Annotated in this window: 21 protein-coding genes and 1 pseudogene; 20 read left to right on the top strand and 2 right to left on the bottom strand. The window is 62.5% G+C overall.

Annotation, left to right across the window (positions count from 1 at the left end; translation table 11 throughout):
- Positions 1-34: 34 nt before the first annotated feature.
- From GWE18_RS11280 to GWE18_RS11235, 10 genes are all read left to right on the top strand, one after another.
- Positions 35-688, top strand: a complete 654-nt coding sequence (locus tag GWE18_RS11280; protein WP_275185822.1) for a glutathione S-transferase family protein — start codon at positions 35-37, stop codon at positions 686-688.
- A gap of 13 nt (positions 689-701) precedes the next feature.
- Positions 702-1073 (top strand): nuclear transport factor 2 family protein, encoded by a 372-nt coding sequence (locus GWE18_RS11275; protein ID WP_275185821.1) that lies wholly within the window; start codon positions 702-704, stop codon positions 1071-1073.
- Positions 1074-1140: 67 nt separating this feature from the next.
- Positions 1141-2334 (top strand): serine hydrolase domain-containing protein, encoded by a 1194-nt coding sequence (locus GWE18_RS11270; protein WP_275185820.1) that lies wholly within the window; start codon positions 1141-1143, stop codon positions 2332-2334.
- 129 nt (positions 2335-2463) lie between these two features.
- Positions 2464-2880 carry a YciI family protein gene (locus GWE18_RS11265; protein ID WP_275185819.1) on the top strand — a complete coding sequence of 139 codons (417 nt, stop codon included), beginning with the start codon at positions 2464-2466 and terminating at the stop codon, positions 2878-2880.
- Positions 2881-3009: 129 nt separating this feature from the next.
- Positions 3010-3435: a YciI family protein gene (locus tag GWE18_RS11260; protein ID WP_275185818.1), complete on the top strand. Its 426-nt coding sequence runs from the start codon at positions 3010-3012 to the stop codon at positions 3433-3435.
- 284 nt (positions 3436-3719) lie between these two features.
- Entirely contained in the window at positions 3720-4445 is a 726-nt protein-coding gene (locus GWE18_RS11255) for a TetR/AcrR family transcriptional regulator (protein WP_275185817.1), read from the top strand.
- A gap of 106 nt (positions 4446-4551) precedes the next feature.
- On the top strand, positions 4552-5037 hold the full coding sequence (locus GWE18_RS11250) for a DUF2852 domain-containing protein (RefSeq protein WP_275185998.1): 486 nt from the start codon (positions 4552-4554) through the stop codon (positions 5035-5037).
- Between the two features lie 221 nt (positions 5038-5258).
- Entirely contained in the window at positions 5259-5894 is a 636-nt protein-coding gene (locus GWE18_RS42265; RefSeq protein ID WP_342804249.1) for a thioredoxin family protein, read from the top strand.
- 80 nt (positions 5895-5974) lie between these two features.
- A complete protein-coding gene (locus GWE18_RS11240) occupies positions 5975-6697 on the top strand; it encodes a cytochrome c biogenesis CcdA family protein (protein WP_275185816.1) in 723 nt (240 codons plus the stop codon).
- 99 nt (positions 6698-6796) lie between these two features.
- Positions 6797-7258, top strand: a complete 462-nt coding sequence (locus tag GWE18_RS11235; protein WP_275185815.1) for a DUF302 domain-containing protein — start codon at positions 6797-6799, stop codon at positions 7256-7258.
- A gap of 77 nt (positions 7259-7335) precedes the next feature.
- Here GWE18_RS11235 and GWE18_RS11230 read toward each other — a convergent pair.
- Positions 7336-8494, bottom strand: a pseudogene (locus GWE18_RS11230) (serine hydrolase domain-containing protein).
- An 885-nt stretch (positions 8495-9379) separates the two neighbouring features.
- Here GWE18_RS11230 and tolQ point away from each other — a divergent pair.
- The 7 genes from tolQ to pal all read left to right on the top strand — a co-directional run bounded on the left by tolQ (position 9380) and on the right by pal (position 17133).
- Positions 9380-10093 (top strand): protein TolQ, encoded by a 714-nt coding sequence (gene tolQ / locus GWE18_RS11225; RefSeq protein ID WP_057850191.1) that lies wholly within the window; start codon positions 9380-9382, stop codon positions 10091-10093.
- Between the two features lie 37 nt (positions 10094-10130).
- Complete coding sequence (locus GWE18_RS11220) at positions 10131-10607, top strand: biopolymer transporter ExbD (RefSeq protein ID WP_057850190.1); 477 nt, start codon at positions 10131-10133, stop codon at positions 10605-10607.
- Between the two features lie 116 nt (positions 10608-10723).
- Positions 10724-11587, top strand: coding sequence for a protein TolA (locus GWE18_RS11215; protein ID WP_275185996.1), 864 nt, complete (start codon positions 10724-10726; stop codon positions 11585-11587).
- 27 nt (positions 11588-11614) lie between these two features.
- Entirely contained in the window at positions 11615-12979 is a 1365-nt protein-coding gene (tolB, locus tag GWE18_RS11210) for a Tol-Pal system beta propeller repeat protein TolB (RefSeq protein ID WP_275185814.1), read from the top strand.
- Between the two features lie 179 nt (positions 12980-13158).
- The gene (locus GWE18_RS11205; protein ID WP_275185813.1) at positions 13159-15492 is read left to right on the top strand and encodes an EAL domain-containing protein; all 2334 of its coding nucleotides are present in this window, start codon (positions 13159-13161) and stop codon (positions 15490-15492) included.
- A 167-nt stretch (positions 15493-15659) separates the two neighbouring features.
- Positions 15660-16400: a hypothetical protein gene (locus GWE18_RS11200; RefSeq protein WP_275185812.1), complete on the top strand. Its 741-nt coding sequence runs from the start codon at positions 15660-15662 to the stop codon at positions 16398-16400.
- 241 nt (positions 16401-16641) lie between these two features.
- The gene (gene pal / locus GWE18_RS11195) at positions 16642-17133 is read left to right on the top strand and encodes a peptidoglycan-associated lipoprotein Pal (RefSeq protein ID WP_028351332.1); all 492 of its coding nucleotides are present in this window, start codon (positions 16642-16644) and stop codon (positions 17131-17133) included.
- 62 nt (positions 17134-17195) lie between these two features.
- Here pal and GWE18_RS11190 read toward each other — a convergent pair whose 3' ends face one another.
- Positions 17196-18056 carry an alpha/beta hydrolase gene (locus GWE18_RS11190; protein WP_275185811.1) on the bottom strand — a complete coding sequence of 287 codons (861 nt, stop codon included), beginning with the start codon at positions 18054-18056 and terminating at the stop codon, positions 17196-17198.
- A gap of 182 nt (positions 18057-18238) precedes the next feature.
- On the opposite strand from GWE18_RS11190, the gene ybgF reads away from it, so the two are divergent.
- The 3 genes from ybgF (at position 18239) to ftsH (ending at position 22680) form a co-directional block, all read left to right on the top strand.
- Positions 18239-19393 (top strand): tol-pal system protein YbgF, encoded by a 1155-nt coding sequence (gene ybgF / locus GWE18_RS11185; RefSeq protein WP_275185810.1) that lies wholly within the window; start codon positions 18239-18241, stop codon positions 19391-19393.
- 63 nt (positions 19394-19456) lie between these two features.
- On the top strand, positions 19457-20491 hold the full coding sequence (tilS, locus tag GWE18_RS11180) for a tRNA lysidine(34) synthetase TilS (protein ID WP_275185995.1): 1035 nt from the start codon (positions 19457-19459) through the stop codon (positions 20489-20491).
- Positions 20492-20757: 266 nt separating this feature from the next.
- Complete coding sequence (ftsH, locus tag GWE18_RS11175; RefSeq protein WP_275185809.1) at positions 20758-22680, top strand: ATP-dependent zinc metalloprotease FtsH; 1923 nt, start codon at positions 20758-20760, stop codon at positions 22678-22680.
- Positions 22681-22794 lie beyond the last annotated feature (114 nt).

Here is a 22794-nt window from a genome sequence, read left to right as displayed (position 1 = left end):
TTGCCGGCAAGGCCCGTCAGTACTGGAGATTTCCATGTCGCTTACGCTGCATTTCCACCCGCTGGCCTCGTTCTGCTGGAAGGCGCTGATTGCGCTCTACGAGAACGACATCCCGTTCACGCCGAATCTGGTCGATCTCGGCAATCCGGCCGAGCGCGCCGCGCTGGTGAAGCTGTGGGGAATTGGAAAATTTCCGGTGCTGCGCGACGCGGCGCGGAACGAGACCGTGCCGGAGTCCAGCATCATCATCGAATATCTCGACCGGAACTACGGCGGCCGGACGCGGTTCATTCCCGATGATTCCGGCCGCGCCTTGCAGACGCGGCTCCGCGACCGCTTCTACGACCTCTATGTGCACCTGCCGATGCAGAAGATCATGCTTGACCGGCTGCGGCCCGAAGACAAGAAGGATCCGCACGGCGTAGAAGAGGCGAAAGCGCAACTGCGGACGTCCTACGCCATGATCGATCAGCAGATGGCCAGCGGCGGCTGGGCGATCGGCGACGACTTTACCCTTGCCGATTGCGCCGCGGCGCCGTCGCTGTTCTACGGCAACATGGCCGAGCCGTTCGGCGGCGTGCACAGGAATCTCGCGGCCTATCTCGATCGGTTGAAGGCGCGCTCCTCATTCGCGCGCGTGCTGAAGGAGGCCGAGCCCTATTTCCAGATGGTGCCCAGGGAATCCTGACGAGGAGTGTTGAATGGCTCATGCAAGCAAGGCGGATACGATCCGCGCCATCTTTGCAGCATATCTGGCCAACGATCGCACCTTCGTCGAGAATGCGTTCAGCGATGATTTCCGCTTCACCAGCCCCTATGACGATAACATCGACAAGCCGGCCTATTTCGAACGCTGCTGGAATGGCAGCGACTGGATCGAACGGCATGAGCTGGAGCGAATTTTCGTCGAAGGCGACGAAGCCTTCGTCACCTACCGTTGCGTGGCCAAAGACGGCAAGACGTTTCGGAACACCGAGTTCCTCGTCTTCGATGGCGACAAGGTAAAGCGCATCGACGTCTATTTCGGCGCGGCCTACCAGAACGGCGTATTCGTCAAACAGCCGCCGGCCTGACCGGAGTGTCGGTTTGGCGCCGGCCGGTTCGTCCTGCGTCAGATGATATATCTGAAAGGAACGAAGAATGAGCGACGCTCTCTCGCTGCCGCGTCTTGAGCGCATGCACAACGTCATGGCCGGCCATGTCGCCAGCGGCGATATCCCGGGCATGGTGACGCTGGTAAGCCGCCGCGGCGAGATTCACGTCGATGCCATCGGCAGAATGACGATCGGCGGCGCGCCGATGCAGCGCGACACCATCTTCCGCATTGCCTCCATGACCAAGCCGGTCACGGCGGTTGCCGCGATGATCCTGGTCGAGGAATGCAGATTGCGGCTCGATGACCCTGTCGACCCCTTTCTGCCGGAACTGGCCGACCGCAAGGTGTTGCGCGCCGTCGACGCGCCGCTCGACGACACCGTGCCCGCGCGCCGCGCGATCACGCTGCGCGATCTCCTGACCTTCCGTCTCGGCCTCGGCATGCTGATGGTGTTTCCGGATCGCTATCCGATCCAGAAGGCGATTGCGGAGGCAGGTTTTGCGCCGGGACCGGTATTTCCGTCGTTTCCTCCAGATGAATTGATGCGGCGCTACGGCACGCTGCCGCTGATCTATCAACCGGGCGAACGCTGGCTCTACAACAGTGGCACCGACATCCTCTCCGTGCTGATCGCGCGCGCCGCGGGCACGACGCTTGCGAAATTCCTCGAGGATCGCATCTTCGCGCCGCTCGGCATGAAAGATACCGGCTTTTACGTGGGCGAAGCTAACCGCGCGCGATTCGCGACCGCGTATGCGCGAGACCCCGCAACCAGCGAGTTGAAGGTGTTCGACGATCCCGCCACCGGTAAATGGGCAAAGCCGCCGGTGTTCGAGAACGGCAGCGCCGGACTGGTTTCGACCGCCGATGATTTCAACGCTTTTGCGCAGATGATGTTGAACGGCGGGCGGTTGGGAAAAGAGCGCATCCTGTCGCGGCCGTCGATCGAACTGATGACGGCCGGTCACCTCACGCCCGCGCAGAAGCAGGGCTCCGAGCTGTTCTTCGGCGACGTTAAAAGTTGGGGCTTCGGGCTCTCGGTGTGCACCGGGCGTGACGATCTCTGCAGCGTACCGGGCCGTTTCGGCTGGTTCGGCGGCTATGGAACCTCGTGGTATTCCGACCCGCGGGAAAGTCTTACCGGGATCCTGTTGACGCAGCGGATGATGGAATCGCCGCAACCGCCGCGGGTGATGACCGATTTCTGGACCTGCGCCTATCAGGCGATCGACGATTGATGGCCGGCGGTCAAATTAGATCTAAAATAATTTCCACTGACATGTCGGCGGCGTAAAAACCCGCTCGTCTTGTTGACGAAGGCCGGCGCGACAGCTGCCGGCCCAAGTAGATCAAAACGGAGAATGGCGATGCGGTTCATGGTGATTGTGAAGGCCAGCAAGGATACGGAAGCCGGCGTCATGCCAAGCACGGAACTGCTGACCGCGATGGGCAAGTTCAACGAGGAGCTGGTCAAGGCCGGCGTGATGGAGGCGGGCGAAGGCCTGCACCCGACCTCGAAGGGCGCGCGGATCAGGTATGGCAGCGGGCAGGGCAGCGTCAGCCGCGGTCCGTTCGCTCTGAGCAGCGATCTCGTCGCGGGTTTCTGGCTGATCAACACCAAATCGCTCGATGAAGCGATCGAGTGGATGAAGCGCGCGCCGTTCCTCGATGGCGACGAGATCGAAATCCGTCAGGTGTTCACGACAGAGGATTTTGGCGAAGCACTCACCCCCGAACTGCGCGAACAGGAAGAGCGGCTGCGCGCGCAGACCGCGAAGAAATAACTCCCCGTCATTCCGGGATGGTCCGAAGGACCAGACCTCAGATGCGCAATTGCGCATCGGGGAATCTCGAGATTCCGGGTTCGATGCTTCGCATCGCCCCGGAATGACATCGAAACAAGGACACCCACCATGCGATTCATGATGCTGATGATCCCCCTGGGCTATGAGACCGCGCCGCCGGACGTCCAGCTCGACCCTGAACGGGTCAAGGCGATGATGAAGTACAACGAGGCGCTCAAGGAGGCCGGCGTGCTGATCGCGCTCGACGGGCTGCATCCGCCGTCGATGGGCGCGCGGGTCTCCTTCGCCACCGGCAAGCCCGTTGTCACAGACGGCCCCTTCACCGAGGCCAAGGAAGTACTCGGCGGCTACTGGATGATCGACGTGAAGTCGCGCGAAGAGGCGATCGCCTGGGCGAAGAAGTGCCCGGCCTCCGAGAACGAGATCATCGAAATCCGCCAGGTGCAGGAGATCGAAGATTTCTCGGAGGAGGTGCAGCAGGCAGCCAAAGGCTTCGACGAGTTGCAGAAGGGAAATGCGCACAAGGCAAGGTGAGGCACTTGAACCTCGCCCCGCTCTCGCTCTGCTCCCTCTCACCGTCCTTCACGGGGAGAGGGTCGGGGTGAGGGGCCTCTCTCTGCAGATGAGATGGTCGTGAGAGCGATGCGATCCGGTGAGGGCTATAGGTCAGTCGATAGAGATAAGCCCGCGGAAGCAGCCCCTCACCCCAGCCCTCTCCCCGTGAAGGACGGGAGAGGGAGCGGAGTGACCAACCGTTAACCTTCCTGAACACTCAAAATAAGTGACCTTTGCACCCGGCTCATGTAAAAGCCTTTCACATGAGCTGGCGAAAGGACCAAGGCCGCAGCGAGCGCGGCTACCACCACGGCAATCTGAAAGAGGCGCTGCTGCAAGCGGCGCTTGGCCTGATCGCCGAAAAAGGTGCGGCCGGTTTCACCTTTGCCGACGCCGCGCGGATGGCCGGTGTCAGCCCCGCTGCGCCCTACCGGCATTTCCGCGACCGCGACGAACTGCTGTCCTCGATCGCCCAACGCGGCTTCGAACAGTTCGAAGCGCTGCTGACGCAGGCCTGGGACGACGGCCGCCCGGACACGGTTACGGCGTTCGAACGGGTGGGGAAGGCTTACCTTGCCTTCGCGCGCAACGAGCCCGCGTTCTATTCGGCGATGTTCGAATCCGGCATTCCGGTCGATCTAAACCCTACACTAATGGCGGCCAGCGAGCGCGCTTTCGCGATCATTCGCGCAGCTGCCGAGCGACTTGCGGCGTTGGCGCCGCCCGGCATGCCGCGGCCGCCGGCGATGATGATGGCGCTGCATATCTGGTCGATGTCGCACGGCGTGGCCTCGCTGTTCGGCCGCGGCGATGCGGCACGACGCAAACTGCCGATGTCGCCGGAAGAACTGCTGGAAGCCGAAGTGCTGATTTACCTGCGCGGCCTCGGCTTCCCGACCGACCGCCGGCCTGAGCCAAAACCGCCAGGCCCGCCGCCGGTGCCGCCCGCCGGCGATGCGCCGTCTGGCCCTTGGGGGAACCGAAAATAATTTCGAAGGCGCGGCGAGACGCCCGCTTGACAAAAACGCGGATTGGTTTAGGTATGTAAATGTTATTTACATTCACAACGGCGTGATCGCCGTCATGGAGAGGGAAATGGCCTACACCGCAGATGTCAATCGATGGCGCGGCCCGAGGGAAGAGAACTATCGCCCGCATATGCTTGAGAGCCCCTGGCACCCCGGCTGGATCGTGGTGACCATCCTCGGCTTCATCATCTGGTGGCCGATCGGCCTTGCCCTCCTCTTTTTCACACTAGGGAGCAGAAAAATGGGTTGCTGGAGCAACGGAGACCGCTGGCAGAACAAGATGGAGCGGATGCAGTACAAGATGGACCGGATGCGGAATCGCATGGAAGGCCGCGGCTTTGGCGGTTTCGGCTTCGGCCCGCCTTCGAGCGGCAACCGCGCCTTCGACGAGTACCGCATGGAAACCCTGCGCCGGCTCGAGGAAGAGCAGGTCGAGTTCAAGAATTTCCTCGAACGCCTGCGTCACGCCAAGGACAAGGAAGAGTTCGACCAGTTCATGGCGCAGCACAAGCAGCGTCCCACCCCGCCGAACGACCAGCCGCAGCAGGGCTGAGGTTCGACCTCGGGACAGGCATTCAGCCTCAGGCGTGATGCCCCCATGACGCCTGATGGCGATACAGCCGCCCATCTGCGAAAGCAGGTGGGCGGTTTGTTTTGTACCGGTCGCCCGGTACCATCTTGGGCTCGCGCCATAAGCATCGACCATTGCCCCTGTGAAGCCTGCCGGGATCGGCGCAGGCGTGCGAACCACCGTCAGCCAGGGAGTATCGTGGTATGGGAACTTTCCTTACTGCAACCCGGCATCCTGACTGCGTTCTCCTGACCGATGCCCTGTTCGATAGGCCCGCCCCCTCGGCGACGACAGAAAAGAATTTTCCGCAGAGACCCGTAACCTTTGCCGCGGCCAACTCGAACTTCCAGTCGGGAACCCTGCGCAGTCCATGCCGCTGCTGGCGCGGGCGCGTAACGTTTGCGGCCTCCGAAACGAACTACATTCAGATCAACAAGGAGAAAATCATGCTGACCCGCCGTTCCATTCTGGGTGCCACGCTCGTTGCCGGAATTCTCGCCGCTTCGCCGGCGGTTGCGGAAAACGCCGCTGCGTTCGATGCCAAGGCGTTCGCCGCAGCCCAGAAGGCCGGCAAGCCAATTCTGATTGCGGTCCACGCCCCGTGGTGTCCGACCTGCAAGGCGCAGGAGCCGATCCTGAGCGATCTAAGGGCCGATCCCAAGTTTAGGGATCTCGTCTATTTCGTAATCGATTTCGACAGCCAGAAAGATCTGCTCAATCGCTTCGGCGTCCGCACGCAGTCGACCCTGATTGCCTTCAAGGGCGAAAAGGAAGCGGCGCGCTCGGTCGGCGATACCAAGCGGGACGCGATATTTGCGATGGTCGGGAAAGCGATCTGACCTCTTCGTCGATATGGAGGTAGTAGCTGCGGAAAGTTTGAGCGCGCCAGCAAAGGCAATTTAGAGATGGGAAACCCGCGATGACGATCGGCACTATGTTGTTGGCATTCCTCGCAGGAATCCTTTCGATCCTTTCGCCTTGCGTGCTCCCTCTACTTCCGATCGTCCTGGGCAGCGCGGCGTCGAACCATCGTCAGGGGCCTTTGGCACTGGCTGCCGGGCTGTCCCTTTCGTTTGTCGGCATTGGATTATTTGTGGCGACGATCGGCCACTCGATAGGATTGGACGCGGACCGACTTCGCTACCTTGCGGCGACGTTGATGATGCTCGTCGGCGTCGTGCTTGTTGTGCCGCGGTTACAGGCGCAAATCGCGGTGGCGGCGGGCCCGATCGGAAACTGGGCCGACAGCAGATTGGCGACGAGCCGCACCAACGGCATTGCCGGACAGTTTTGGATCGGCGCGCTCCTGGGAGCCGTATGGAGCCCATGCGTCGGGCCGACACTTGGAACCGCGTCTTTGCTTGCCGCCCAAGGCAAGGACCTTGGTCAGGTAGCGCTGACAATGCTTGCATTCGGTGTCGGCGCGGCGCTCCCATTGGTGGGATTGGGATGGCTTTCCCGGGAAACGATGGCGCGCTGGCGGGGCCGATTGTTGGCCGCGGGCGGCGGAATGAAATCCATGCTCGGCCTTCTGCTCCTTGTCATCGGCATCCTCATCATTTCCGGAGCGGACAAGGCGCTTGAAACCTTCCTGGTCGACGTTTCGCCGGAATGGCTGACTAATCTGACCACGCGCTTTTAGAGGCTCATAGCTTTTAGAGGCTCATACTTGCAGGGCCCCTCGGACGAATTGCCAGTTGCTTGCTTGAGGACTTTGAAATCCAGCTAGGGAGAAGTTCCGATGAAGTTCATGTTGGCTTTCTTGGCACTAGTCATCGCGGCGCCGGCTTGCGCGAACGACGGCATCATCACCAAACCCAGCAATTTTTCGGTGAAGGAAACGATCTCGCGCTTTGAGGCGGCCGTGAAATCAAGGGAAGGCGCCGGCTTGATTGTGTTCACCGAAATCGACCACGCTGCCGCGGGAAAGAAGTTCGGCATCGATATGCGGCCTCGTACAGTGGTCATATTTGGAAATCCCAAACTCGGCACGCCGGTAATGGCAAAGACGCCATTGCTGGCGATCGACAATCCTCCGAAGGCTCTGATTTGGAAGGATGATCAAGGCAAGGTATGGCTGTCCTATAATTCAGCCGACTATCTGTATAAGACAATTTACCCACGGCATGGACTGGAAGCGCCACCCAATTATTCGGCGTTCGCAAAGACGTTGAGCGACATAACCGACGAGGCAACAAAGTAGAGGCGCTCGGCGCAAAGCGGGGGACAGAGGTCCCAGCCTGACGCCGGGGCCGTGCACGCCAAAGTCTGCGAGAAAAGTTACCGCACCATCGCGCCGTAGACGATGTCCTGGACCTGCTCACGATAGTACTTCCGAAGTTCGCCGGGCGCCGCCGTTCCTACGACGACGACAAGGCGCTCCTTCGGGTCGCAGAAGAACTGCGTGCCATAGGCGCCATTCCAGGTGAACTCGCCGGGATTGCCCGGAACCGAGGACAGACCCTCGTTCGTACGCACGGCCACTCCAAGGCCGAAGCTAAAGCCACCGCGATGCGGCTCCACGTTGGCTACGTTGTTCTTGATCTCCGGTCCAAGGTGGTTGGAGATCATGTGATGCACGGTCTTGGGCCCGAGAACGCGCTGACCGTCGAGTTCGCCGCCATTGAGCAGCATTTGCCCAAAGCGTACGTAGTCGCCCACGGTTGCAAACGCGCAGGCGCCACCGCAGTCGAACTTCGTTGGTGTATCGAGAAGTTTGATCGCCTGCGGTTTGCCCGTCAGCGGGTCATTGGGAAATGGCCGCGCAAGACGAGCGCGCGCCGAGCACATCGATCGAGAAACCGTACTCGAAAGCCGTCGCCGGTTGGTGCGCCAGCGGCAGCTTCGTGATGCGATCGATGAACGCCTGCGTATCGCCTTCGATCGCCGGCGCCGTCCCTTCCGGGTACTGACGCGCTACTGGGCTCGAGCTGTCCGGGCGTCCTCCGTACATCAGGCCGGATGTGTGTCGATAAAGATCGTGGATGTAGATCGGTGAAACCTGCGCGTCGAGCTTCAGCGAACCATCCGCCTGCGGGACGCCGACCTTCATCTCGGCGAACGCGGGATAGTAATCGGCAAGCTTTGCCTGAAGCGCCAGGCGGCCCTGTTCCATAAGTGTCAGGCCCGCGACGGCGGCCATCGGCTTGGTCATGGAGGCAAGCGCGAACACGGCATCCAGCAGCATCGGCGTGCCTTTGGTCGGATCGAGCTGGCCGTAGGCCTTGTACTGAACCAGCTTTCCATCGCGAGCTATCGCAACCACGGCGCCGGGCACACGTTTCGCGGCGATCTCGCGGGCGAAAAAATCGTCCAGGCGGGCCAGTCCTTGCTGCGAAAATCCAACGTCATCCGGCTTTGCCTCGGGCAGCGGCGCGGCGTTCGCCGCATTGGCAGCGATGCCGGCAACAACCGCCGCGGCCATCATGAATGCCTTCATGGTCTTCTCCCTTGAATGCGGATCAGGCCCGCACGCTTATTATTGTTAGCGTCATGTTTAGATCACGCCCGTCCGAGCGACAAGGCGAGCGTGGGAGCAGGACGGTTGTCCGGCGTCGCAAAATTTGTTCCGCTGCCCGACGGCGTTCGGCGAAGTCGTGTGGTCCGGACGCCGCGTTGCTGGCGTTAAGTTGCGCGGAAGTTTCTGCGTGACGACGGTGGCAAGAAACCCGTTCACCAGGGAGCAACGAAGTAAGCCGTAAAGCCATTGCGCAGGGAAGGCCGGAATGCTCCCGCTGCCCTGTATGCTCGTGTGCAGTTTTGTTTGCGCAAATCGCACGCGAGACCGCGGGTGCAGCAAGCACCCGGTCTTCCCTGCGCCCTCTGATTGGAGAGGGCGGGAAGTTTTAGGCATACCTCGGGTGCAATGCGCCGCGAGATCGCTTAGTTATGCGTAGGGTGGGTGGAGCGAAGCGATACCCATCAATGCCTGTGCACATGGCGATGGGTATCGCTGCGCTCCACCCATCCTACGAGACTGCATGAAGGGCGAAGCCTCCGGCCATGACCACCTACCCGGGCATGGAACCCGGACCTGAGCATCCGTAACCGCCCGGCCTGCCTCGATTTACGGCAGCCACATTTCCCTTTAGTAACCTAGTGTTAACCAAGCTTAGCGTCTGGTTAGGGACGGAATGACGCGCTGACAGCCCTCGTTTTGACATGTTGGCAGGGGAAGCAATGCCCGGCTTTCGGCGGGCCCCCCACGCGACAAAAGAGAGGCTTTCGCGCTGGCGCAAATCGCCGCGCCCGACGCGCGGCTGTGGACCGGCAGCCATTTGCTCCCGGAGGAAATAGGGACACTTGCGTTGAGAGGATACCGCTCATGAATCCGGCCGACGTGACTCCGGCAGCCCTGCCGTTGGTCTCCGCCGACGTGTCGCTGATAGCGCTGTTCCTGCAGGCCCATTGGGTCGTCAAGACAGTCATGCTCGGCTTGCTGGCTTGCTCGGTCTGGGTCTGGGCGATCGCGATCGACAAGATTTTCCTCTATTCGCGCACCAAGCGGGCCATGGACCGCTTCGAGCAGGCGTTCTGGTCCGGTCAGTCGATCGAGGAACTCTATCGCGCGCTGTCGGCGAAGCCGACGCAATCGATGGCGGCGTGTTTCGTCGCGGCCATGCGCGAGTGGAAGCGATCGTTCGAGAGCCAGTCGCGCTCCTTTGCCGGCCTGCAGATGCGGATCGAGAAAGTGATGAACGTCTCCATCGCCCGCGAGGTCGAGCGGTTGGAGCGGCGGCTCCTGGTGCTCGCGACCGTCGGCTCGGCCGGGCCGTTCGTCGGCCTGTTCGGAACCGTCTGGGGCATCATGTCGAGCTTCCAGTCGATTGCGGCCTCGAAAAATACTTCGCTCGCGGTGGTGGCGCCCGGCATTGCGGAAGCGCTGTTTGCTACCGCTATCGGCCTCATCGCCGCCATTCCGGCGACCATTTTCTACAATAAGTTCACGTCCGAGGTGAACCGGCAGGCGCAGCGGCTGGAAGGCTTCGCCGACGAGTTTTCAGCCATCCTGTCCCGCCAGATCGACGAGCGGGCGTGAGAACGGCAAATGACGAGCGCATCGTGAGATCAAGATCATGGCGATGAACATGGCAGGTTCGGCGGGCGGTGGCGGTGGACGCCGCGGCCGGCGTCGCGCCGCCGTGATGGCGGAGATCAACGTCACGCCGATGGTCGACGTGATGCTGGTGCTGCTCATCATCTTCATGGTGGCGGCGCCCCTGATGACGTCGACGATCGATATCGATCTGCCCGTCGCCGGCGGCGGCAAGCAGATCGCGGCCAATGCGCCGCCGCTGACGCTCTCCGTCAAGCGCACCGGCGGGGCCTGCAACTCGAACGTCGAACTCTATCTCGGGGATACGCTGATTTCAGCCAACGACCTGCTGCCCAAGATCAAGGCGATCCGGGAGACCCGGTCGGAGGCCGAGAGCGTGGTATACCTGCGCGGCGACAAGGACGTCTGTTACACGGATATGATGAAGCTTTTGGGGTATATTCGGACGGCGGGGTTCAAGGCCAATATCGTCATCGTGCCGGAGCAGGGGTCTTGAGTCATGCGGTGCGCGACGGCTGAACGCAGAGCGGGAAAGCTCAAGTGAAGATCAAGGACGTCGACAAGACACTGGTTGCGTCGGTCGCCCTGCACGTCCTCGTGCTGGGGTGGGCGATGGTGTCTGTCTCGACTAAGGCCCTCGAAATGCCGCCGGAAGATTCGGTGGCGGTCGATGTGATCTCTCCCGATCAGCTTGCCAAGGTCATGGCCGGCATGAAGACCGGCAAGAAGGAAAACCCGAAGCCACTGGTCGAGAAGGTCGCCGAAGCCAAGCCGGTCGATGACGCCGTCGGCAAGATCACCGAGAAAGCGCCTGTTGTAACCGAGACCGCGCCACCGCCGCAACCGAAGGCCGAGGAGAAGCCGGTCGAGAAGAAGCCCGACCCGCCGAAGGTCGTCGAGAAGCCGAAGGAAGAGCCGAAGCAGGTCGAGAAAAAACCTGATCCGCCGAAGGTCGACCCGATCGGCGAAACCCTCAAGAAGGAAGAGAAGAAGCCGCCGCCGAAGCCGGTGCAGGCCGCCAAGCCGCCCGAGCCGCAGAAGCAGAGGATTGTGGAACGGCACTTCGATCAGCACCAGATCGCGGCCTTGCTCGACAAGCGTGACCCGTCGCGTCAGGCCGCGACCGGCGACACGCTGAATTCCAATGCCGCGCTCGGCCTGTCGAAGGGCGCGGCTGCGGACAATTCCGCAACTTGGGGCTCGATGTTCAAACAGCAGGTCGCGCGCTGCTGGAAAAAGCCCTATGGCGCCCTCGAGTCGCAGAAGCCCGAGGCCATCTTCGCTATTCGCCTGAAGCGCGATGGCAGCCTCGAAGGCGCGCCAGTTCCGATAGGAACGCCGGCAACGCCGTATCTGCGCGTCTATCAGGAGAGCGCGTTGCGTGCGATCATCGAATGCCAGCCTTACAAACTGCCGGCGGCGCTCTTCGATGAATGGAAAAGTTTTGAGCCGGTGTTCCAGGAGCGAGCGACCTGAGAGCGCTCCGATCATGAGTTTGAAGCAATGACTGACAAAGATGAATTGCCTGATATGCCGTTCCGCCTGAGCCGCCGGCAGGTTATTGCCGGAATGGCCTCGACCGGCCTCTTGATGGGCGCTCACGTCGGCGGTGCGTCCGCCCAAGCGCCCAAGCGCATCATCGTTCCCGAGGGCGAGTTCACACCGCTGCCGATCGCGATCCCGAATTTCGTGGCCGGCACCCCGGGTGACGCCGAGGTCGGCGTCGGCGTGTCGCAGGTCATCACCAACAATCTCAAGCGCAGCGGGCTGTTCGCGCCGATCGATCAGGCCGCGTTCATCGAGCGAATCTCCAATATCGACACGGCGCCGCAATTCCAGAGCTGGAAGCAGATCAACGCGCAGGCGCTGGTGACCGGCCGCATGACGCGGCAGGGCGATGGCCGCCTCAAGGCCGAATTCCGCCTCTGGGACGTCAACACCGCCCAGCAGCTTGCCGGCCAGCAATACTTCACCTCGCCGGAATACTGGCGGCGGATCGCCCACATCATCTCCGACCAGATCTACGAGCGCCTGACCGGCGAGAAGGGTTATTTCGACAGCCGCGTCGTGTTCGTCCACGAAACGGGGTCGAAAGAGCGGCGAGTCAAGCAGCTCGCGCTGATGGATCAGGACGGCGCCAATGTCCGGTATCTGACCAAGGGCTCCGATCTGGTGCTGACGCCGCGGTTCTCGCCGTCGACCCAGGAAATCACCTATATGGAATTCGGCCAGGGCGACCCACGCGTCTATCTGTTCAACATCGAGACCGGGCAGCGCGAGATCGTCGGCAATTTTCCCGGCATGTCGTTCTCGCCGCGATTCTCGCCGGACGGCCAGCGCATCATCATGAGCCTGCAGCAGGGCGGCAACTCCAACCTGTTCGTGATGGATCTGCGTTCGAAATCGATGACGCGGCTGACCGATACGCCGGCGATCGACACCTCGCCGTCTTATTCGCCCGACGGCGCCCGCATCTGTTTCGAATCCGACCGCGGCGGCAAGCCGCAGATCTACACGATGGCGGCCACCGGCGGAGGGGCGCAGCGCATCTCGTTCGGCGAGGGCAGCTACTCGACGCCGGTCTGGTCGCCGCGCGGCGACTACATCGCCTTCACCAAGCAGGGCGGTGGCGCCTTCGCGATCGGCATCATGAAGACCGACGGCTCGGGCGAACGGATCCTCACCTCCGGCTACCATAATGAAGGGCCGACCTTTGCGCCGAACGGCCGGGTCGTCATGTTCTTCCGCGATCCCGGCGGCAGCGGCGGCCCGTCCCTCTACACGGTCGATATCTCTGGTCGTAACGAATTGCGGGTACCAACGCCCGGTTTTGCGTCCGATCCGGCATGGTCGCCGTTATTGTCGTGATGGAACCCGGCCGCCCGAGGCGCAGCCGTTAATCGGCAAACATTGCCTAGGCTGCTGATTTTTCGAGCAAATTTCTGCTGCGAGAAGCGAAATCAACCTATCGGTAACGATGTTCCCTCAGAAAGGCTTCATCTGAGAAGGGTAGAACTACGCACCCTAACAGGACGCGCGTTCCCGATATGCAGCTCGCAAGCCAGAGCGGAGAGGCTGATCAGCGACAGATATCGCCGAAGATTTCGGCGGCGCTGATCGATTCGCTCTTCGACACTCAAGGTCCGGTGCATGTCGGCATCTTCTTCCTGGCGGTCGCGGCGAGCCTGACCGCGCTGAGGACCGACGAAAATCTGATCTGGGCGTGTGTCGGACTGCTCCTGATGGCCGGAGCGATCCGGGCTTTCGATTTGCAGCGGTACCAAGCGCGCAAAGCGAGCCTCACGGCCGAAGAAGCTGAGCGGTGGAAAAAGCGATATCAGATCGGGGCGATGATCCAAGCCGCTGCAATCGGCATATGGGGCGCCGTCACCATGCTGAGCAGCGACGATGCCGTCGCCCACATGATTTGTTTGTCCGTCATTACCGGGGTCGTGTCGGGAGGTGCAGGCAGGGCCTACGGACGCCAATGGATATTCCAGTTGCAGGCTGCAATTGCCTTCGGTCCGACCGTGATCGCGCTGGCGCTGCGTGGCACGCCCTATTACCTCGCTATGTCGGTTATCACCGCCGCATTCCTTGTCGTTGTCATGCAGATGTCGGCCAATTTGCACCGCATATTCTTGCGGGCGCTTCTGGCGCGCGAGCGCGAGGCGGCGCTCGCCGGACAGTTCGACACTGCCTTGAACAACATGCCCCACGGTCTGTGCATGTTCCGCGGCGACGGAGAACTTGCGGTGATGAATCACCGCTTCTGCGAAATGATGGATCTGTCTGAAGATCTCGTGCAGCGGGGCGCGAACGCGGTCGACATCATCGCCGGCTGCGTGAGTGCCGGATCGATCTCGGCGGCGAGTGGACAAATGATCCTCGCCGAAATCGAGAATTCGCAGGCCAAGGACATTGTCACCGCCGACCCCGACCTAACCAGAAACCGTTCGCTATCCTGGACCTTCCAACCGATGGCTGGCGGCGGCGCAGTCGTGCTCCTGGAAGACATTACCGAGCGGCGCACCTCCGAAGCCAAGATCAGTCATCTGGCGCGGTACGACGAACTGACCGACCTCCCCAACCGGGTCAATTTCCGCGACGAGATCGGACATCTTCTGTCGGCCCAGCAGGGCGCCGAACAGCTATCGGCATTGCTGTTCATCGACCTCGACCAGTTCAAGCAGGTCAACGACACGCTCGGTCATCCCTGCGGCGACCAGTTGCTGTGCGCCGTGGCTGGTCGCCTGCGTGAAATGCTGCGGCCCGAGGATTTCGTAGCTCGCTTCGGCGGTGACGAGTTCGTGGTATTCCAGCAGAACATCCATTCCCCCGACGACGCTGCCGGCCTCGCCCGGCGCATCGTCGATCGCCTGAGCGAGCGTTACAAGATCGACAATCATCTGGTCGAGATCGGCGCCAGCGTCGGCATCGCCATGACCTCGCACGGCGTCAGCGCCGACACGCTGCTCAAGAACGCCGACATGGCGCTGTATCGCGCCAAGGCCGACGGCCGCGGCACCTTCTGCTTCTTCCGGGAGGAAATGGCGCAGGTCGTCGAATCCCGCCGCATCCTCGAGCTGGACCTGCGCAAGGCGCTGGCCAACGAGGAGTTCGAACTCTTCTTCCAGCCGCTGGTCAATCTCAAGTCGGGACGGATATCGACGTGCGAGGCGCTGTTGCGCTGGAATCATCCGGTTCGCGGCACGGTGTCGCCGACCGATATCATTCCGATTGCCGAGGACATGGGCCTGATCGTCGATCTCGGCCGCTGGATCTTGCGCAAGGCCTGCATGGAATGCATGAAATGGCCCGAAGGCGTCAGCGTTGCCGTCAACTTCTCGCCACAGCAGTTCCATCAGCGCGACGTGCTGAGCGAAGTCCGCTACGCGCTCGAGGTCTCCGGTCTGCCGGCGAACCGGCTCGAAATCGAGATCACCGAATCCTCGCTGCTGCGTAACACGCAGTTGACGCACGACGTGCTGTCGCAATTGCATTCGCTCGGCGTGCGGATCTCGCTCGACGATTTCGGCACCGGCTATTCGAGCCTCAGCTACCTGCACAACTTCCCATTGCAGAAGGTGAAGATCGACCGCTCCTTCCTGGAGGGGATCGACAGCGATCGTCCGCTGACGCTTCTGCGCGGGGTGGCGCGACTGTCGGCCGACCTTGGAATGTCCGTCGCGGTGGAGGGCATCGAGACCAACGAGCAGCTTGAATTGATCAGCGCCGACGGTGCGGTAACCGAGGCGCAGGGCTATCTGTTCAGCCCGCCGGTGCCCGCGGTGCGGGTTCGCCAGTTGCTCAATGCCTCGCACGGCCGTCGCCCGCCGGACGACCAGATCGTCGCGGTTTCTTCGCGATCGATCGCCTGACTTCAAGCTAATCAGTCCCGCTTTGTCCGTGCTCTCGACACGGCTTCTCCGGGTTTTTGCGGGCCCGCAGGGGTAACCTTAACCTGGCTAAGCCTTTGCAATTTTGTTAAGGAGGCGTTAATCTTTTCTCTCACTCGTGGAAGTTGTTGGAAGGCTAGGAGCATCCGATGAAGGCTGGAGCCGAACCGCGCAAGCCGCTCTTTGTGCGGGGGGCAGGGCTATTTGATCGCGTCGACTACCGAGTCATCGAAACTCCCGAGGAAAGGGACGCTCTTTATTTGATGCGTTACAGAGCCTATCTGCATGGCGGATTGATCCTGCCGTCAGAGTCTCAGCGCGTCAGCGATCGTTATGACGATGCGCCCAACGCCTGGACATTCGGAATCTATGTTGACGGCGAACTCTGCAGTTCTCTCCGCGTCCATGTCCTGACGCAGGAATCGAGGACGTCCTATGCAACCGAATTGTTCGGCGACGTTCTTCATCCTCGCCTCGACCGAGGCGAAGTTATTATCGACCCGGCTCGATTCGTTGCAGATCCCGAAAAAGCCCAGCGGTTTCCCGAACTCCCCTATCTGACGGTGCGGCTGGCCTATCTGGCATGTGAGTATTTCAACGCCGATACCGGGCTCGCGCAAGTTCGTGGCGAGCATCAGGCGTTTTACCGCCGGGTCTTTCTGCAGGAGACCATTGCCGAACCGCGTTCGTTTCCGAACGTATTGAAAAAAGTGGCACTGATGGCCTGCGATTTTCCAGCAGTGCGGGAACGGGTCTTGACCCGTTTTCCCATTATGCGGTCGAGCGCTTTTGAGCGACGGATGTTGTTCGAGCGCCCGGCTGAGCGCCCATTCTTTCCGAGCGCGGTCGTTAGATCCTTCGAACGGCCCTCGATTGTGCCGAACGTCTGAACCCCCGCGCTACGCGGATTTTGGTTGAAACCCCAACTCACTCTGGGGTTTTTGGCCGATTGGTGCTTGCCTTCACCGTCGCGCCACATTTACAAACCATTAACTATCGCAGTCGCTTTTCACGGTTTGTCGGCATTTGATCGGCTCTGGCAAGGTTCCATCAAGGTTGACGGAACGTTCGCTTAACCATCGACCTGTAGACCGGATAACAGTCGAAAAACGTGAGCGTGGAGGCTCCGGAATGAAATATCAGATGCGTATCCTCCAGGGATGGAAGCTGGCGGCTGTGGTCGCGGTGGCGCTGTCGATGGGCGCCTGCGCCAAGAACAACGTCGGTGCCGACGGCGCGATGGCGAGCGCGGCAAGCCCGGGGAGCCAGCAGGATTTCGTGGTCAATGTCGGCGACCGCGTGTTCTTCGAGAGCGACCAGACCGATCTGAGCCCACAGGCGATCGCGACCCTCGAGAAGCAGGCGCAGTGGCTGCAGACCTACAACCGCTATTCCTTCACCATCGAAGGCCATGCCGACGAGCGCGGCACCCGCGAGTACAACATCGCGCTCGGTGCGCGCCGCGCCCAGTCGGTACGGAGCTATCTCGCCTCGCGCGGCATCGACCCGAACCGCATGCGCACGATCTCCTACGGCAAGGAGCGTCCGGTTGCGGTATGTAACGACATCTCCTGCTGGTCGCAGAACCGCCGCGCCGTCACGGTGCTGAACGCCGGCGCCTGAGGCGGATCGCCATTCCTGAATTTTCGAAACCGGCGCCTTTGGGCGCCGGTTTTATTTTGGGCTCATGATGAAGCGGCGGATCGCTGCCAGCGTGTGCTCAGGTGCGTCTTGTATGCAGGCGTGCCGGCAGTCGGCAAACCTCTCGAACCGAACGAGATACGGCGGCAGGGCGGCGGCGATGTCTGCCTGGCTCTCGATCGGGTGAATGGGGTCGTCTTCGCCGCCGAGCACCAGCGTCGGGCACTGGATGCGATCGAGGCGGGGAAGAAGTTGTAGCTATGGCTTTCGCCGCCGGGCCGCGTGAACCATTGCAGCACCTCCGGCCGGTTGATGGCACGGCGCGCCATGTCCGGGTCGCGCGGGACGCGCGTGTAATGCGGCATGGCCAGCCGCGCCCAGGCAGCAACCGAGGCCTGATCGGGATGTCCCCGCTGCTCCAGAAGGCGCCGCCGCGCCAGCGCGCCGACTTCTGGGCCGCCGAAGCGTTCGAACAGCTCCGCGCGCCGTTCCAGATACTCGTGGCCGGCGGCTGCAGTGCTGATCAGGATCAGCCGGGAAGGGTGCGCCGGATGGCGCGTGGCGTAGCTGAGCGCGACCATGCCGCCGAACGAGGCGCCCAGCACGATCGGATCGACGATGCCGAGCGCGTCGCAGAACCCGCGCACGTCGTCGCCCCATTGCGCCAGATTCCAGCTCTCGCGCGGGCCGTCCTCGCTGCGGCCGTTGCCGCGGTGGTCGAGATAGACGACCTGGGCAATGTCGGCCAGGGCGGAATAGGCCGGCCGGTAGATCGAGTGGTCGAAGCCGGGACCGCCATGCAGCATCAGCAGGACCGGCTTTTCCCGCATCACCGGGCCGTCGGGGACGAATTTCGCGCCCTCGACATCGAAGAACAGCCGCACCCCGTTCACAGACACGTGCATGCGGTGAACTCCCTCGATTTGTGAACGGCCCATCGGTCCGGGCGGCTTGTTTTGCAGCGGATACTAAACCATACCGGAGTTCAGCGAACCGATTCGGAAATGCCAGTCACAATTCTGGCGTACTCCCTATCTCAATAGTGTTCTGCTTTCGTTTGACACGTGATTTTCGTCGTCAGGGCAAAATGTCTTCCAGATTCCTCAATGCTACCGGTGCCGCGGCGGTCGCCACGATGCTGGGCTTGTCTGTGCAGACCTCGTCCGCACAGATCACGTTCCCGTGGGAGCGTTCTCCACAAGGCCCCCCGCAGGTCCAGGCGCAGTCCGATGACGCCGATCTGGAGATGCGGATCCAACGGCTGGAAAACCAGCTCCGGCAACTGACCGGCCAGAACGAGGAACTGCAATACCGTAACCGCCAGCTTGAGGATCGGCTGCGTCAGCTTGGCGCTGCACCGCCCGCGCCGGGTGGCCAGCCCGCGGGTGCGCAGCAGCCCAACGTGGCCGCGGCGCCGCCTCCAGTTCAGCCCGGCCCGCCGCAGGGGCCGCAGGGCTATCCGCAACAAGGTTATCCGCAGCAGGGGGCGCGCCAGCAGCAGGGCTATCCGCAGGCCCAACCCGGCTATGACCAGCAGCCGCAGATCGCCTCACCCGCGCCCATCGTGCAGGAGCCAGGGGCCTCCGCGGCCGGCGGCCGGCGCCGCGGCGATGCCTTCGACCCGACCCAGAATCCCAACGCTCCGGGCGCGCCCCGCGCGCTCGGCGGTGGCCAGATGCCGCTATCGAACGAAGCGGCAGTCGGGGCGCCCGGTGGGCGCGGTCCGGGCGAGCCGCTCAATCTCGGTCGTGGCCCGCGCGATCCCGGTGGCGCCTTGCCGCCGCCCGCTGCAGCCGCACCGCCACCCCGCGGCCCCGGGCCCGGCGCCAGCGCCGCGCTGACCCCGTTGCCGCCCTCGGCCACGTCGAAGGACGAATTCGATCTCGGCATCGGCTACATGCAGCGCAAGGACTATGCGCTGGCCGAAGAGACGATGAAGAACTTTGCGCAGAAATATCCGAGCGATCCCTTGGTCGCGGATTCGCAATACTGGCTCGGCGAAAGCTACTTCCAGCGCCAGCAATATCGCGACGCCGCCGAAGCGTTCCTCGGCGTGACCACCAAGTTCGACAAGTCGGGCAAGGCGCCCGACGCCCTGCTGCGGCTCGGCCAATCGCTGGCGGCGTTGAAGGAAAAGGAAGCCGCCTGCGCAGCGCTCGGCGAGGTAACGCGGAAATATCCGCGCGCATCTGCCGGCGTGAAGGCCGCCGTCGATCGTGAGCAGAAGCGGGTTAAGTGCTAAAGCGGAAGCCGGTCGAGGCCGCCATCGGCCTCGAATAGACTGGCGATGCCAATGCCTGAGAACGTGCCTGACGACGACCACGCGCCGATCTCGGTACAGCAAGCGAAAGATCTGTTCGCACATTGGAAGGCCGCGCCCGCAATCGTGCTCGCGGTCTCCGGCGGCCCGGATTCGCTTGCCCTGATGTGGCTCGCGGCGCGTTGGCGCCGGGCGCTTTCGCGCGGGCCGCGATTGATCGCTGTCACCATCGACCACGGCTTGCGACCGGAGGCCGCATGCGAGGCGCGCGATGTCAAGCGTCTCGCACGCACGCTCGATTTGCCCCATCGCACGCTGCGCTGGAGCGGGCCCAAACCGAAGACCGGCCTGCCGGCCGCAGCGCGCGCGGCGCGCTATCGCCTGCTGGCGAAAGCCGCACGGGCGAGTGGCGCGACGCATATCCTGACCGCGCATACCCGCGACGACCAGGCCGAGACGCTATTGATGCGGATGCTGCGCGGCAGCGGTATCGCCGGTCTCGCGGCGATGGCGCGCGAGACCGAGCGCGATGGCGTGTGGCTGGCGCGGCCGTTGCTGGACATCCCGAAATCCCGGCTCGTTGCGACGCTGGGCAAGGCGAAGATTGCCTTTGCCGACGATGTCACCAATCGCGACATGAGCTTCACGCGGCCGCGGCTGCGCGCGTTGATGCCGGCTCTGGCCGGGGAGGGCGGCGACAGCCGGAACCTGGCGCGGCTGGCATCGAGGCTGGCGCGGGCCAATGCCGCGATCGAAGTGCTGACCGACGGTGCCGAGCGCTACCTCGCCTTGAGAGATCGCGACGATGCCTCGCGCTTCGGATTTGATGCAGGGGCGTTTGCCGGTCTGCCCGAGGAAATCCGGCTTCGGCTGCTCAAGCGCGCGATCGACCGGGCCGGTCACGAAGGGCCCGCGGAACTTGGCAAGGTCGAGGCGCTACTGGCGGTGCTTGACCGGGCCATTGCGAACGGTCAGAAGCAGACAAGGCTGAAACAGACGCTTGCCGGGGCTGCGATCAGCTTGGCGGGGGGGCGAATTCATGTCGATCCGGCGCCGCCGCGGCGGGGTAGCCGTGCGTGAGAAGCGTCCCCATATCGCAATATCCGTGGTATTGGACGGAGAGCCTTAACCACCCCGCAAAAGCCCCGGCTTTTGCGCCATTTTTGGACCGGGAAATCGCGTTAAGATGCGTTAAATAGTCCCGTGTGGTTCCCTTGGCATTGACCGGGGCGCCACCTAGATTGGATGTAGTGGACCGGGGATTCTCGCCTCACTACCCAAGGAATACTCTAGGGTTACTGCCAAGGACATAAGGCCGCGATCCGCGCGACCACGAAGGAAGATCAATGAACGCCAATCTGCGTAACTTCGCCCTCTGGGTCATCATTGTTTTGCTGCTGTTGGCATTGTTCACGCTTTTCCAGAATCCGGGTCAGCGCACGTCCTCGCAGGACATCTCGTTTTCGCAGCTCTTGAGCGAGGTCGATCAGAACCGCGTTCGCGACGTCGTGATCCAGGGGCCGGAAATCCACGGCACCTTCACCAACGGATCCTCGTTCCAGACCTATGCGCCCAACGATCCCACGCTGGTGAAGCGCCTCTATGACGGCAAGGTTTCGATCACCGCGAAGCCGCCCGGCGACAACGTGCCGTGGTTCGTGTCGCTGCTCGTCTCCTGGCTGCCCTTCATCGCGCTGATCGGCGTGTGGATCTTCCTGTCACGCCAGATGCAGGGCGGCGCCGGCAAGGCGATGGGCTTTGGCAAGTCGCGCGCCAAGATGCTGACGGAGGCCCACGGCCGCGTCACCTTCGAGGACGTAGCCGGCGTCGACGAAGCCAAGCAGGACCTGCAGGAGATCGTCGAATTCCTGCGCGACCCCGGAAAATTCCAGCGCCTCGGCGGACGGATTCCGCGCGGCGTGCTGCTGGTCGGCCCTCCCGGCACCGGCAAGACGCTGATCGCGCGCGCGGTCGCGGGCGAAGCCAACGTGCCCTTCTTCACCATTTCCGGTTCCGACTTCGTCGAAATGTTCGTCGGCGTCGGCGCCTCTCGTGTCCGTGACATGTTCGAGCAGGCCAAGAAGAATGCGCCCTGCATCATCTTCATCGATGAAATCGATGCGGTCGGTCGTCATCGCGGCGCCGGCCTCGGCGGCGGCAATGACGAGCGCGAACAGACGCTCAACCAGTTGCTGGTCGAGATGGACGGCTTCGAGGCCAATGAAGGCGTGATCCTGATCGCGGCGACCAACCGTCCCGACGTGCTGGATCCCGCATTGCTGCGTCCCGGCCGCTTCGACCGCCAGGTCGTGGTGCCTAACCCGGACGTCGTCGGCCGCGAGCAGATCCTGAAGGTTCACGTTCGCAAGGTGCCGCTGGCGCCGGATATCAACCTCAAGACCATCGCGCGCGGCACGCCGGGCTTCTCCGGCGCTGACCTGATGAACCTTGTCAACGAGGCGGCGCTGACCGCTGCCCGGCGCAACAAGCGCATGGTGACGCAGGCCGAGTTCGAGGAAGCCAAAGACAAGGTGATGATGGGCGCCGAGCGCAAGTCGCTCGTCATGACCGAGGAAGAGAAACTGCTGACGGCCTATCACGAGGGCGGCCACGCCATCGTCGGCCTCAACGTCGTCGCGACCGATCCGATCCACAAGGCGACCATCATCCCGCGCGGCCGTGCGCTCGGCATGGTGATGCAACTGCCCGAGCGCGACAAGCTGTCGATGTCGCTCGAGCAGATGACGTCGCGGCTGGCGATCATGATGGGCGGCCGCGTCGCGGAAGAACTGATCTTCGGCCGCGAGAAGGTCACCTCGGGCGCCGCCTCCGACATCGAGCAGGCGACGCGCCTGGCGCGCATGATGGTGACGCGCTGGGGTCTGTCGGAAGAGCTCGGCACCGTGTCCTACGGCGAAAACCAGGACGAGGTGTTTTTGGGCATGTCGGTGTCGCGCACGCAGAATGCCTCTGAAGCGACCGTCCAGAAGATCGACAAGGAGATCAAGCGGCTGGTCGAGGAAGGCTACAACGAGGCCACGCGAATCCTCACCGAGAAGCGCGACGATCTCGAGATGCTGGCCAAGGGCCTGCTCGAATTCGAGACGCTGAGCGGCGACGAGATCATCGACCTGTTGAAGGGCAAGAAACCCAACCGCGAGTCGGTGCTGGAGCCGAGCACGCCGCGCGCTTCCGCCGTGCCGCCCGCCGGCAAGCCGCGCCCGCGCCCCGATCCGGACCCGGGTCTGGAGCCGCAACCGCAGGCGTAAGCGGATTGCCATCTCGAACAAGAAACGCGGCGGAAACGCCGCGTTTTTTTGTGCGCGCTATCGTCATTGCGAGCCAACGGGTCGCGCGAATGCGCGCCCCGTTGGCTCGCAATT

The organism is Bradyrhizobium sp. CSA112 (assembly GCF_029051645.1).
Lineage (GTDB): Bacteria > Pseudomonadota > Alphaproteobacteria > Rhizobiales > Xanthobacteraceae > Bradyrhizobium.
This window is presented reverse-complemented; position numbering and strand designations above follow the sequence as displayed.